12 protein-coding genes are annotated in these 14,660 nt (G+C 33.5%); 9 read left to right on the plus strand and 3 right to left on the minus strand.

Annotated elements, in window-relative coordinates; genetic code table 11:
* Positions 1-21: 21 nt before the first annotated feature.
* From QJ521_RS08435 to QJ521_RS08450, 4 genes are all read left to right on the plus strand, one after another.
* On the plus strand, positions 22-411 hold the full coding sequence (locus QJ521_RS08435) for a DUF805 domain-containing protein (protein ID WP_282840028.1): 390 nt from the start codon (positions 22-24) through the stop codon (positions 409-411).
* Between the two features lie 153 nt (positions 412-564).
* On the plus strand, positions 565-1,563 hold the full coding sequence (locus QJ521_RS08440; RefSeq protein WP_282840029.1) for an NADH:flavin oxidoreductase/NADH oxidase: 999 nt from the start codon (positions 565-567) through the stop codon (positions 1,561-1,563).
* Positions 1,564-1,576: 13 nt separating this feature from the next.
* Positions 1,577-2,260, plus strand: a complete 684-nt coding sequence (locus QJ521_RS08445; RefSeq protein ID WP_282840030.1) for a glycerophosphodiester phosphodiesterase — start codon at positions 1,577-1,579, stop codon at positions 2,258-2,260.
* Positions 2,261-2,275: 15 nt separating this feature from the next.
* Positions 2,276-2,884 (plus strand): deoxynucleoside kinase, encoded by a 609-nt coding sequence (locus QJ521_RS08450; RefSeq protein WP_282840031.1) that lies wholly within the window; start codon positions 2,276-2,278, stop codon positions 2,882-2,884.
* 129 nt (positions 2,885-3,013) lie between these two features.
* Here the strand turns inward: QJ521_RS08450 and QJ521_RS08455 are convergent, their stop codons facing one another.
* From QJ521_RS08455 to QJ521_RS08465, 3 genes are all read right to left on the minus strand, one after another.
* The gene (locus QJ521_RS08455; RefSeq protein WP_282840032.1) at positions 3,014-7,060 is read right to left on the minus strand and encodes an immunoglobulin-like domain-containing protein; all 4,047 of its coding nucleotides are present in this window, start codon (positions 7,058-7,060) and stop codon (positions 3,014-3,016) included.
* Between the two features lie 48 nt (positions 7,061-7,108).
* Positions 7,109-9,886 (minus strand): glycerophosphodiester phosphodiesterase family protein, encoded by a 2,778-nt coding sequence (locus tag QJ521_RS08460; protein ID WP_282840033.1) that lies wholly within the window; start codon positions 9,884-9,886, stop codon positions 7,109-7,111.
* A gap of 248 nt (positions 9,887-10,134) precedes the next feature.
* Positions 10,135-11,148, minus strand: a complete 1,014-nt coding sequence (locus QJ521_RS08465; protein WP_282840034.1) for a LacI family DNA-binding transcriptional regulator — start codon at positions 11,146-11,148, stop codon at positions 10,135-10,137.
* A 102-nt stretch (positions 11,149-11,250) separates the two neighbouring features.
* Here QJ521_RS08465 and QJ521_RS08470 point away from each other — a divergent pair, with 102 nt between their 5' ends.
* From QJ521_RS08470 to QJ521_RS08490, 5 genes are all read left to right on the plus strand, one after another.
* Entirely contained in the window at positions 11,251-11,541 is a 291-nt protein-coding gene (locus QJ521_RS08470) for a hypothetical protein (protein WP_282840036.1), read from the plus strand.
* Between the two features lie 145 nt (positions 11,542-11,686).
* Complete coding sequence (locus QJ521_RS08475) at positions 11,687-12,388, plus strand: VTT domain-containing protein (protein ID WP_282840037.1); 702 nt, start codon at positions 11,687-11,689, stop codon at positions 12,386-12,388.
* Positions 12,389-12,440: 52 nt separating this feature from the next.
* On the plus strand, positions 12,441-13,172 hold the full coding sequence (locus QJ521_RS08480) for an alpha/beta hydrolase (RefSeq protein ID WP_282840038.1): 732 nt from the start codon (positions 12,441-12,443) through the stop codon (positions 13,170-13,172).
* A gap of 1 nt (position 13,173) precedes the next feature.
* The gene (locus QJ521_RS08485; protein ID WP_282840039.1) at positions 13,174-13,866 is read left to right on the plus strand and encodes a Type 1 glutamine amidotransferase-like domain-containing protein; all 693 of its coding nucleotides are present in this window, start codon (positions 13,174-13,176) and stop codon (positions 13,864-13,866) included.
* Positions 13,863-14,594 (plus strand): hypothetical protein, encoded by a 732-nt coding sequence (locus tag QJ521_RS08490; RefSeq protein WP_282840040.1) that lies wholly within the window; start codon positions 13,863-13,865, stop codon positions 14,592-14,594. The genes QJ521_RS08485 and QJ521_RS08490 overlap by 4 nt, the downstream gene beginning before the upstream one ends.
* Positions 14,595-14,660 lie beyond the last annotated feature (66 nt).

Consider the following 14,660-nt stretch of genomic DNA (forward strand, 5'->3'; position numbering starts at 1 on the left):
AATTAAATCATGGGGGTTATTATGAGTCAAGATGTTAGGGAATACAAGGTTAGTGGTGATCATCCTTTTTCGCTTTATCAGTTGATGTGGACAAAAAGCTTTGATTTTGAGAGTAAATCAAACAGAGTTGAATTTGCATGGGCAATGCTCGTACACTTTGTTATCTTTGCTGTTTTTATTACATTTAGCCATATTGAAATGACAATGGGAATTACTGAGTTAGGTATTATAGGATCATCCATTTTTGTTGTATATTTTATTTTTTCTTATGTCCCATCAATTTCTTTAATGAGAAGAAGATTAAGAGATGTTGGTAGAAGTGGTGCTAATTTATGGCTATTGTGGTTACCGTTTGCTGGGTGGGTTGCACTAGCCGTTTTATTGTTTTCAAAAAGTGTAGAAACTGAATAATTTTACCCTATCAGTTAAAATGCCCATCTATGATGGGTTTTTCTATTTTAGTATATGAATTAAATATTGTCATAATCAATTAAAATATTTAATTACCATCTATTTCGTGTTACAATATAAGGTATAGGAAGTCCAAAATAAGGAGGATTTTTCATGTTGTATGAATCGTATAAAATAAAGAATTTTGTTTTAAAAAACCGTGCAGTTATGCCACCAATGTGCATGTATAGTGCGGATGAACAAGGCTATGCTAATGATTTTCATTTGGTACATTATGGGTCAAGAGCAATCGGTGGTGTTGGATTAATTATTCAAGAAGCAACTGCAGTGTCACCTGATGGTAGAATTTCAATCCATGATTTAGGTATTTGGGATGATTCTCATATTCCTGGTCTCAAAAGAATTGTAGATGTCATTCACCAAAATGGAGCAGTTGCGGGAATCCAAATTAACCATGCAGGAAGAAAATCAAAAACCGAAAACCCAATCGCACCATCAGCAATCAATTATGGTGGCGATTATAAAGCTCCAAGAGAAATGACTAAAAAAGATATAAAAGAAGTTGTTGAATCCTTTAAACAGTCAGCAAGAAGAGCAAATGAAGCTGGATATGACTTGTTAGAAATTCATGGAGCACATGGATATCTAATTTTCGAATTTTTATCTCCATTATCGAATCAAAGAGATGATGAGTATAAAGATGGAACATTGTTTTTAAAAGAAGTTGTTGAAGCCATTACTTCTGTATGGCCAAAAGAAAAAATCTTAGCAATCAGAATATCAGCTTATGAATATGTCGAAGGAGGAGTTACACCTAAGACAATTTCAGAAGCTATTAATAGTGTTAAACATTTAGGTATTGATATAGTCGATGTAAGCTCTGGTGGCAATATCCAAGTTAAGATTAATGCATTTCCTGGATATCAATTAGATCTAGCAAAAATGGTTAGAAGAGAGACAAAACTTCCTGTTATGGGTGGTGGACTTATCACTGATTTAAAGTTAGCAGATCATGCAATTGGTTCAAATCGTTGCGATTTAGTTTATTTTGGGAGAGTTTTACTTAGAGATCCGTATTTAATCCTAAACCATGCAGATGACCTTGGTATAGACATCGAATTTCCAGAACAATATATAAGAGGAAAAAAATAAAAATAGGTGAGTCATGAAATATATTGCGCATAGAGGACAACCATTACATGCACCAGAAAATACGATTCCATCGTTTATACTTGCTGCTGAGAAAGAGCATTATTATGGAATTGAATGTGATATTTATTCAACAAAAGACAATCATTTTGTTGTTTTTCATAATGATGATTTAATGTATATGTGTAAGAATCCAGCGAAAATTATGGATTTGACGCTTGAAGAAATAAAAGCATTTTCTATAAGAGCAGGTAAAAAAATCAAATCATACTCCGGTTTGCAAATACCTCAATTATCTGAGTTTTTAGAAATATGTTCGAAGTACAATAAGGCTGCTATTATAGAAATCAAGCATATCCATAATTTAACTCAACTCACTGATCTAATTGCTGTTATCGATGAATACCCATCATTAGAAGTTATTATTATTTCATTTAATATGAATTATTTAAAATATCTTAGAGCACTAGTAAACATCCCTTTACAATATTTAACATCAAAACTGTCAGATGAAATGATTTATGATTGTAGAGCAAACCTAATTGATATTAGCATAAGTAAGGAATCTGTCAAACCTGCTTTAATTAAAAGATTAAAAAAAGAAGGATTTAAGATTGCTGTGTTTACAGTAAATGATAAAAAGCAAGCAAAGCAGTTTGAAAAACTTGGTATTGATTATTTGACAACTGATAAATTATAAGAAAGAGGAATGAGTATGAAAATATCTGTCGGTGGTATGATTGCATCCGGAAAATCAACCTTAGTTAAAAGATTAGGGGAAGCACTGAACCTTCCTGTTATGGAAGAGTTTGAGAAAGACGATGAAGTGTTTAACACATTATTAAAATGGTTATATGAGCAAAAAGAGAATGTTGAAATGTTACTACAAATATATTTCATTCATAATCACTGGTTAAACCAACAAAAATACAACAATCACTTTATTGTAGATAGAGACTTAGTTGAGCATTGGTTATTTGCACAACATAATTTAAAAAACATGCCAACAATTATGAACATGTACAATGGTGTTTTTCATGCCTATATGAACCAAATTACAAAACCCGACATTTACATTATCCTTGATGTTAATTGGGATAACTTTGAAGATCGAGTTATGAACCGAGGTAGACAACAAGAGATTGATAATTTTGATAAGAATAAAAAATATTTTTCAAGTCTTTTAAAAGATTATACAACAAAAATTGCTGCTCAGTGTTCTGTTTATGATATTCCATATGTTATCGTTAAAACAAGTGGTAAATCAGAAGATCAAGTCTTTGAAGAATCATTAGCAGCAGTAAAAAAAATTCAAAATAATTAAGAAGATTAAACCTTACATCAAAAAAGATATAAGGTTTTTTTATTTGCATAAATAAAAAGAATGGCCCAAATGAACCATTCTTTTTTCTATATACTCTAATTACGAACGCCTTCGTAATGGGAGGAGGTGCTATTCAATAACTGGTTCAACGATATTTAATGCTCTATCGAAGACAGTTACATTTCCATAAATATCAGTTACTGTATAAGTAAAGATGAAGTTACCAACTGTAGATGTATCTATTGTATATACGCCTTCATTAAATGTAACAAGACCAGCTGTTTCACTTGTAATAACTAGTTGAGGAGCTTTTGCAAAGTCACCGTATTTAACACCAGTTAATGGATTGAATACTGCATCTTGTTCAACTTCAGCATCAGCAACCCATATCATAGGTGCAACTTCATCAACAGCATAACCGATGAGTTTAACTTCAACATCATCAAAGTATACTTTTGTAGCTGCACTACGTTCTGGAGCATCAGCATCAATTAGACCTAAGAAGAATCCAATCTTAGCGTCAGCAGTTGTAGTGAAACCATTATGAATGACTAATTCGTAAGTTGTCCAATCGGTTCCTAACTCAACAGTATGTAATGAAAGGTTTCTAAAGTTTTCAGATGGGTTTTCCATAATCACTCTTATGTCTCTTACTACATCAGCTTTAGCTTTGAATGAAATTGAATATGTTGTATGAGCTTCTAAATAGAATCCATTTCTTTGGAAGAATTGAATACCATGAGGTGCTGTGCCCACTGTAAGAATGTCAATTTCAAAGTGCCCATCAACAAATGCTTGGTTCCATGTACCTGTACCTGGGCCAGTCTTTAACGTCCACCCCATGTTGTTATCAGCAGTTGTAATAGGTGTTTCATCTTCAAAGTCACCATCGATAAAGTTAATACGTTGTGCAACCATATCTTCAGCTTCAACAACTGTAATCACTCTTGTATGAGTTAAAACATTTCCTGATGCATCTTCTAGAGTGTATACAAGATCGTAATCACCAGGAACATCAACATTAACTGTGCCTGTATATTCTATGTCATCAACTGTTAATGTTTTATCAACGTGATCATAAACACGTAAACCTAACATTGGATCAAAAGCTTCACCTTGTAGCCAAACTGTATCTAGTGCACCCCAAATTTGAGGAGCAACAGTATCAGGTGATTTCTCCATAATTCTCTCTACTTTGACATAATCAAAGTAAACTGACGTAGGTGTTGAGAAACTGTGAATATTACCAACGAAGAATGAGAACTTACCGTTTGTAAATGATGCAGTTTCATGTTTGTATTCATAAACATATTCAGCATATTCAGTATCTAAATCAAAGAATGCTGAGAATCTAGCACCACTTGATTCAAGATTTAACTGGATAGGTCTTGCATCATCAGCTTTTGCTCTAAATGTAATTCTATAAGTATGACCTTGAGTAACAGTACGGTTTAAGATGTAGAACTGTACACCAAAGAATTGTGTCCAAGTCTCAAACACATCAATTTGTGCAACACCATTTTCGATGTTAACATTAAATTGACCATTACCATGCCATCCCCAACCAGCACCTGCAGCAGCAGGAGCAGTTTGGTCTTCATCAAAGTCACCATTAATTAATACGAAAGTTGTAGGAATACTACCATCAGATGCACTAACAACGACGTGTCTAACAATTGATGTAACATTACCTGATTTATCTGTTAATGTATAAGTTAATTCATAATCACCAGGAGTATCAGTATCTACTTCACCAGTAATTACGATATCTTGTGGTGTTAAGCTCTTGTCTACAACATCAAAAACTGTTACACCAAGAAGTGGATCAAATTCTAATCCTTCAATAGTTTCGACTTCATCTACACCAAAGATCATTGGAGCATCTTCATCTACTAAGTAACCAACCAGTTCAATGGATACATTGTCTAGGTAGAAAGTAGTTGCTGGTGAGTTTGCTTCTACTAAACCAGCAAAGAATGCGAATTTACCATTGGTGAAACCACCGCCTGGTACTGTGATATACGCTTCATAAGTAACCCAATCAGTTGTGATATCAACGACTTTAAACCAGTTGACGGATGTACCAGCTTCTAGTGATAAACGAATAGATCTTGCATCTTCAACTTTTGCATCAAATGTTAATAAGTAAGTTGCTCTAGTATCGATAACTCTATTCAATTGATAGAATTGAGTTCCATGAGGAACAGTTCCAACATTAGTAATGACTTGAGTCATCATGCCATCAGCGATTTCAACTGTAAATGTACCGCCTCCATGCCATCCCCAACCAGCACCTGCAGCAGCAGGAGCAGTTTGATCTTCTTCAAAATCACCATTGATGATTAAGAATGAGTTTTGTGGCATATCTTCGGCTTCAACGACATGTATTGTACGTGTATAAATTGCTTCGTTACCAGATGCATCTTCTACAGTATAAGTAATTGTATAATCACCAACTAAGTCAGTGTCTAAATTAGAATCAACAACGATATCTTCAACAGTCACATCTTTATCAACTGCATCGAATATTGTAACGCCAGCTAATGGATCAAAACTAATTCCTTTACGAATTATGTAATCTTCAACACCACGTAATTCTGGAGCAGCCTCATCAACGATTTCAGCAACTCTTTCAACGGTTACATTGTCTAGATATACAGTAGTTGGAACAGAATTAGATCCAACTAGACCCATAAAGAATGCGAATTTACCATTAGTATAACCTGGCAAGATGTGATCAATATAAATTTCATAAGTTTCCCATGATGTTGTAATGTCAACGATTTGATCAAATCTTCTTGTTGTTCCTTGTTCTAATGCAACTTGGATTGGTCTAGCAATATCTGCTCTTGCATCAAATGTAACTTTATAAATTCTTCCTTGTTCAATAACTCTATTTTGTTGATAGAATTGAACACCAAATGTTGTTGTTCCAAGTGTATGGACATCTATAATTGCCATACCACCTTGAATTCTTGCATCAAATGATGCTGCACCATGCCAACCCCAACCAGTTTCAGCAGGTTGTGGAAGAGGTGTTAATTGATCTTCTTCAAAATCGCCATTAACAACTAACCAAGTTGAAGGAGCTAATCCATCAGCTACAGTAATTGTGCGTGTAACGACTGTCTCATTACCTGAAGCATCTTCTAATGTATAAGTTAATACATAATCTCCAGGAGTAGAAGAATCAACAGTACCATCGATAACAATATCATCAACAGTTAATGTGGTATCCATATTATCAGATACTGTAATACCTTGTAGTGGGTTAAATACTTCGTTTTGGTCGATAATCTTGTCAAGTGCTCCAGAAATAACTGGAGGTACATCATCTTCACTTGGTTCAAGTTCGATGAATTTAACATTATCAAGATAAACTTTTGTTAATGCATTTCCACCTGTTAGATAAGCAGCTGTTGTGCCACCACCAAAGATTAATTTACCATTAGTGATTGTTTCAGCTGTAACGAAGAATTCAATTTCATAAGTCACCCATTCTGTGGTTAACATATGAGCTTCGTCAAAATAACCAACATATTGAGCATTTTCTAGTTTTGTTACGATTGCTCTTGGTTCATCAGCTTTAGCATCAAATTGGAATTTGAATGCTTTACCTTGAGGAACAACTAAATTAGGTTGTGAAAATTGTGAACTCCACCAATTACTACCATTTGCAGTGATGTTGTACTCTAAAACACCATCAACAACTTGAACAGTAGATGCTCCACCTTCACCAGCCCAATGTGTCCATGTGCCATCTAGTGGTTCAGAAAAATCACCATTAGTAACAAATAATTCACTAGCAGGGGCAACTCTAACAATTAACTGTCTTGTGGCTGTTGCAACATTTCCAGCAGCATCCGAAACAGTATAGGTCAGTGTATAAACACCAGCTACATCTAGATCGTATTCTCCGCTCACGTTGATTTGTGATGTTAAATTACCATCAACATTATCTGTTGCAGTGATGCCAGCTAATGGATCAAATTCACCACCGACATCAACAACTACATCAGAGACACCAAATAGCAACGGTGCTAAAGTATCTACTGGAGTTGGTGTTGGGTCCTCTGTAGGTGTCGGATCGACAGGATCAGTAGGCTCACCACCCTTACATGCAACCAAAGTGATTGCCATAAAGAGAATGAATATTGTATAAAACACTTTTTTCATAAGTAACCTCCGTTTTATATTTTGACGCGAATTTGACGCGAACAAATCTTATGATATTTTTCTAAGTTTCAATAAGTAACGAATTCCGAAGAATCCTCCAACTCCAAGTGCAGCTGAACCACCAATAATAGAGACGATTATAATTGCGGTATTATTTGTATCAGGTTCATCACCTGGCTCTTGTGGTATTTCTGAGACGATATCAATGGTTACTAAATCACCAGTGATTGTGAAGCTTATGCCATTTGGCATTGTACTGTTAAATTTTGTGAACGCATATGCTGTACCAGTACTATTGACGTGTGTAACATTTCCATTTAGATCGATGACAATTCCAGTTCCACCATCATCAATTATTGTCATTTCAGGCATATAAGGATAACTTAAACCTGCTGGTGTTTCAATAGCAGCTCTAATTCTAATATCTGTTGCATCTTCTAGCAGTGTTAAATGATTGTATGTATTGAATACAACGCGATTGAATGTATCTTGAATATACCCTAGATGATCAGTAGTAATACCACCAACACCATAATTATAGTATTGAACAATGACGTTATATTCATTTAAAGTCCAAGGCCATACAGTGATACCTCTATGAACGATTGCTTCAACGAAATTTCTTGTTAATGCGCCATAACTAGGGTTCAATGTAGAGTTAATCGGAACATTTGTAGAAAACATATTTGTTAATGAAGTATTTAAGTTCTGTGCATTTAATACTGCACCGGTCAAATGTCCATTTGATAATTCTGGCATATACACGTTCATCGATTGAATATTTGCTGTTGAGAATGTAATGATTGCAGATTGATCATACATTTCAAGTTCTTCAATAATTTCTGCAACCCTTAAGACGAGTAAATCAGATGTTGGTTTTATTTCAATAAATAATACAACATCTTCATCTTTAAATGCAGTCATGAACTCACGTAGTGTTGGAATCTTTAGATCTTCACGACCACCTATTGGATCTACTAAGTTAACTGATTTAACTTGTTCCAAGGTTGATTGTGATATGGTTAAACTATCATATCCAGGTGCAGTTCTTGCAGTAGTTGCGTCATGAATAACGACAACTTCTTGATCTAGAGTTAAATAGACATCAAACTCAAGAATATCTGCGCCTTTTTCAATTGCTTCTTGAGCAGCTTCAATTGTGTTTTCAGGAGCTGAACTTAAACCACCAGCATATAAACCACGGTGAGCAATCATTAATGGACGTCTTACATGTGTATTAGGGCCAAATGATGCATATTTTTCAAATAGTGATTCAAAATCTTGAGTAATAATGCCATTCGCACCACTTAGAATTGCTTTATATTGGCTTACATCATCATTACCAGCTGTTGTCCATACTGTCATAACTCTTTGTTGCATATAATGAACAAGGTCTTGGTTAAGTAGATGAACTGGAATAATAGATGCTACAGCTTGTGCAGTATTTGTTGCTTTTCTTACTTCAATTAAATCTTCTTTAGATAGAGATTCAACATCAGTCATTGGAAAATTAAGTACACCACGCATTAAACTATGTGCTTCTCTAGCTGCTAAAATAACATCACCATCATCTGATACGATAAATGTATCAAATATTCTATAGTTTCTTAATGTAGAGCCTAATGAAGCTGCTGTCGTAGCATTGTTTGTGTAAAATGCTGGAATTACTTTACCATCAACTGCGAGTAACGCATCATATAAAGGAAGCAGTACATTTCCAGATGCATCTACAACATCTAAGTCTTCATTGATTCTAAAGATTGCTGTTGCAGGTCTTATCGCTGCACTAAAGTCATCAAGTTGAGATAATTCGTTAAACCAGACGAGTGTTGTTGCAGGAGCTACAATGCCTGTAGTAGGTTTATAGACATCTACAACTTGTTGGAATTGATATTGATCAACTTCGATATAGTCTTCTGGTAATGTGATTTTAACATTGTCATAGTAAACATTTACATTATCTGCTTGAACACCAATTCTACCGTGTGTAAATTCGAATGCAGCATCATAATTGATAATTTCAGTATCGTTAATAAATTCTTTTACAGTTGTTCCATTAACGTCAACTTTTAAACGATATGTTGTTCCAGGTGCTAAAGCTTCAGTATAAGAACCTGTACCTGTAACATTCCAACTACCTTCAACTCTTTTAGCAAATTCAACACCATTTGGTAGTGTTGCATCTTGTCTTACTGCCATTTGATAATAGTTTTCTGTTTGGTATCTAAACATTACAGAAGTCCATCTTGATGAATTTGCAGCAGACGACATACGCATATCAGTTTCAATAATATAATTGCTGAAACCTTGTAAATATGACGGGAATAATACAATCGTAGATGGAGAAAGTAATAAGCGATTTCCATCGATTGCAGCAGAACCTCCTGGTTGCCCAACATTATTTAGTAATGTTAAAGAAGAAGGAATTGCTCCATTAGGATAACTAAAGTTTTCTTCATAAATAACATATTCTGTTTCTGTAGCAAGTTTAGAAATAACGTGTAGCGTCATTGTTGTTCCTGGATATTGAAACGATATAGGAAATATTCCTTTTTCGCTTACTGTAATTGCATTTGCAGTAATTGTAACAGCACTGTTTGCACTTGTTAATGTAGCTTGATTAAGGAAAATTTCTCCAAAAGCTCCACGTACACGAATAACAGATGTATCAATTGCTTCATCTACATTTGTTAATAAATGTGTACTTGTGCTTGTCAAAATACGTTCATCATTAGTTTGTGCTTGGATTTTTTGACCTCTGTCTAAGCTACCAAACACCATAAAACTCATTAGTAGTAATAATACTACAATCATTCTTTTTTTCATTTATACCTCTCCTGTTGAGAAAACGGTTTCCCTACTTCTAAAAAAATATTTTTACATCTACGATTTCCTTGTAAAAGTACGTCTTGTTGTTAATCTTTTTATAGTTTGGGAAAACGGTTTCTTTGTTTTCACAAAATATAAGTGTTTTTTTGGGTTCATGTCCAGTAAACACTTGTTGCGCATCCTGTATGCGTTTACATTGCAATTATATAAGTTTTTAAAATGATTGTCAACAAAAAAGAAATAAATTATTTTTTTGTCGTCTCACGTTCAACGAGTCGAACGGGTACTAAAGCGATTTTTTGTGTTTTTTCTTGTTTTTCATTAATAGATAATAGAAGTGCTTTAGCTGCACGCAATCCAATTTCTTCTGTATCTTGAGCAATAGTTGTTAAAGCTGGTGTATAGTGTCGAGCAAAATCGATATCATCATACCCAATGACAGAAACATCATCTGGAATCCTTAAACCAGAGTCTTCTAAACCTCGAATTAAACCAAATGCTAATACATCACTAAAGGTCAAAACAATATCAGGAATATTATCTTTTTTCTTACCTATTTCTAAACCGATCCGATAACCATCTTCGTAAGCAAAACCGACAGTAAAATGAATATCTTTTTCGTTATATTTCAAATTTCTTCTTGTCATCTCTTCTCTAAATGTTTGAACTCTTGTATTAAAAGATCTCACTGTTAGTGGTCCTGATACAACTGAAATTCTTTTAAGTCCTTTTTTTATAGCAAACTCAATACCTAGCTTAATCCCTTGAGCATCATCAGATATAATTGAATGTAGATTAGGCATGACGATATCGGTTGATACACAAGGGTAATCACTTGCTACAACCTCGATGATATTAGGGTTATTAATGTTACCCATAACGATTAAAATACCATCAACTTTTTTATTTCTGCACCATTCAAGATATGTGAGCTCGTTATTACCTAGCTTGCTAACAATGAGAACAATATCGTAGCCCATAGATTCGACATGATTTTTAAAGGACTGAAGAATACGAGAAAAAAACGGGTGTTCAAATCCAACCAAAGATATGTCTGAATAGATGACACCAATTGTCCAACTTTTTTTAGAACTTAGCTTTCTTGCATTAGACATAGCAACATATCCAGATTCTTTGACGTATTTCAAAACACGTTCGCGTGTTTGAGGGCTGATTCGTCCTGTATTATTCACTATTTTTGATATTGTACTTGGCGATAAATTTAATTCTCGTGCGACATCAATAATTGTTTTTTTCACATTTACACCTCGTCCATATTATATAACAAAAATTTCAACTTAAGAAAGATTTAGTAATTTTCATGATAAAATAAGGTATAAATTCCCTTATGAGGTTCAATCATGAGCAATAAAAAGAAATGGTACATTGTTGTGTCAAGCATCTTATTGATATGGTTAATTATGTTAACGACCGATATGATATTATCTGAACGGGGTATTAGACCTGTTTTTTGTATTGAAACTGCTCGATATGATGATGGTGGAAGTATACGTTATACAGGCTTTTTTTATCAAGTCTATGACATAAAAACAATCAATGAATCGCCACCACCTGATATTAAACATGAAGGACTTTATTTAGTGCCATGGTTTTTTTCAATTGATTTTGTAAGAGATAATCTGATTGAATAATTATAGGTCTATATATTGTAGACTTTTTTTGTCATTTCTTTTGTTATTATGAAATAATGAAACGTTTATATGCGTTGTCGTTAAGTGTTATTTCGTGTATAATAGTTATGGTTACATGACCTAGCTATGGAGGAATCACATATTTATGTATAGAAGACAAATGAACAACAATCCTAAGAGAATATATCGGCACAGATATCTGAACTCGAGTAGAAGACACCATGAAAAACACATTACTATAAAAGAGGAGTCATTATATAGACCGTTACTGATTACTTTTTTACTGTTTTTATTAGCGATGGTCATTTTATTTCCAACTTCCATTTTTGATGGTATGATTCCAGAAATTATGACTTTCCTTAGACGTTTAGTCGGTTGGATGACGTTGTCTGCAACTGCTACGTTACTTATATTACCAGTTTCAGTATTCGATTTAGAACTCATTAGAATTTTTTCTAGAGTAGATTTGTTCTCCAATTATTACGTGATGTTTGTTATTGCATTTGCTGTTTTTGCAGATACATTATTCGCATTCATAGGTTATCGATTTACGAAACAACTCACTAAATTATTCGTTAATAAATCAAAAGCTAAAGATGCAGAAAAATCAAATGAAAAGTTAAGGAAATACGGTAATATCGGTATGTTTTTCTTCGCTTCAACACCACTACCTTTTACTTTAGCTGTTTATGCTGCTGGGGCACTTAGATTGAATAGAAAAGGTTTCTTGATTGGAGTTGCAGCTGGCCGTTTAATTAAATACTCAGCGTTTGCTTTATTTTTGAGACTCTTTGATATCAACTTAGTTGAATTAGGACAAAACTTACTTACAACTGTCTTTGGCTAACCTTTAGTGACTTCAATCAAAAATATAATAAAAATATAAGATGGTGATCTATATGAGATTTGATTTACCTTCAAAAAATTATTTACAAGTACATTTGCAGGACTCTAAACTAAGAGATATGATTTTAATTTTGCCTGGTGGTGGTTATCAAATGACTTCAGAAAGAGAAGCTGAGCCAGTATCTAAGGTTTTTTTAGAGGATGGTTATCACACAGCAATTTATTATTATAGAGAATCAAAGTTGATTCATCCTGAAGTCAAAGATGAAGGATTAACTGCACTAAAAATACTTAAAAACATCCCAAGAGTCGATAGAATTTTTGTTGTTGGGTTTTCTGCAGGTGGGCACCTTGCAGCGATGCTTGCAACATCATATCCAAAAATGATTCAAGGAACCATATTAGCATATCCTGTTATTTCTTCAGATCCAGCGATTGCGCATCAAGGTTCAATTAACAACTTATTAGGTTCTTACATAACAAGAAAAAGATTAGATGAAGTATCACTTGAAAAACATGTAACAAAAGATGTTTCTCCAGTATTTATTATGCATACCAATGATGATGAATCCGTTCCGATTGAAAACAGTCTAGTTTTTATTGAAGCATTAAAAAAACATGATATATTAGTTGAATCACATTTTTATCCGAAAGGTAGACATGGTGTTTCACTTGCTACAAAAGAAGTAGCATTTCAAGACATGGATCCAAACGATTTTGTGCATCAGTTTGGATATATATCTGAATGGATTGACCATGTAAAAACGTTTTTAAAGAGGTTATAATATGGCAAATATTTTACTAGCTAGAGGCATTCTTGACCATCCCAATATATATGAACATGTCAAAGATTATATTAAGGCAAGCGACATTGTTTTAGTCGTTGCTTTTTCATTTTTTGAACGCCAATTTTTAAATGAAGAATCTTATCAAGAGTTTTATTCAAAAGGTGGCGAGTATTATGAAAAAATGGTGAACACTTTCTCTGCTTTTAAAATACCTGAAAAACAAATAAAATGGTTGAACTACTATCAGGATAATCATGAAACTGCAATTGAAAAAATTAATCAAGCTGACATTATATATTTTCCAGGTGGTGCACCAGATTTAATGATGAATAGAATTCAAGAGTTCAGTATTAAAGAAGCTTTAGAATCTCATCGTGGACTGTTTATTGGTTCATCAGCTGGAGCAATGATACAGTTTAAGCAATACCATATATCGCCTGATGGGGATTACTATAAATTCAGTTATGAAGAAGGTTTAGATTTACTTTCAGGGTTCTCAATAGAAGTACATTATCGACGTAGAAAAAAACAAAAATCAGGCATGCGGAAAGTACATCGTGCTTATGGACACGACATATATGCAATACCAGATGATGGTGCAATTATTGTTGACCAAAAATCAGTAAAGTGCATTCAATCAGCTAGAAAAATATATAATGAAAAAGGCATATATCGAGGGAAAAAACTATGAGAAAATATTATATGTTTTACATTATTTTTAGTTTCATTTTTTTAACGACTATTTATGTTTTTACGATCGCACAAGAGTCAAACAAAAGATCATTAGCTTTATTTAATGAAATTATGGTCGATGCCGTAGAGACTAACGATTTGGAAAAGTTTATTAAATATCAGTCAGTAGCATATCAAAAACTTGATCAAATAAACACAACCGAATATAGTTTCCATGTTTATCATGTTATCGCATTTTCTGAAGGTGGTTATATCAACCAATTTTCAATTTTCACAGTTCCACAACAAGAAGTTGATTATGCTTTAGATGTTAATGATGAATCAGATTTAACATCAATTTTGATAATTAATGAAGATAATAACAGCATCATTTTTGATTCTAACACAAGAACAGGTTATAAAGACCGTGCTTTAAGTTATGGTATCAAGTTATTTGGATTTTATTACTTTGTAGATGAGTTTGATCAATCATATGATTTGTCGGTTACACTTAAAGATTATCATGGCAATGTTATATTGAATGAGTCTATCATTTTCGAATATATAGAATACAATCCTGATGGTGGTAGTCTCAGTTTAGGTTATAGTTCAGATGAGCTAGAAGAAATGTTAGACTTAAACACATATGTTCGACCAGCATTAGCTAGAAATATTACAATTTTCCTAGTATTTGATATAACCATTGGAGCAACCATTCATTTTTTAATCAAAAGGAAGAAGCGCTAGCTTCTCTTGATTTTGTTTTTAATTATCAGTTGAATCGTAATGTTTTTCAATTATAATGAGTTTATA

The sequence above is a fragment of the Peloplasma aerotolerans genome, assembly GCF_030012175.1.
Taxonomy (GTDB): Bacteria; Bacillota_I; Bacilli_A; order Acholeplasmatales; family Acholeplasmataceae; genus Peloplasma; species Peloplasma aerotolerans.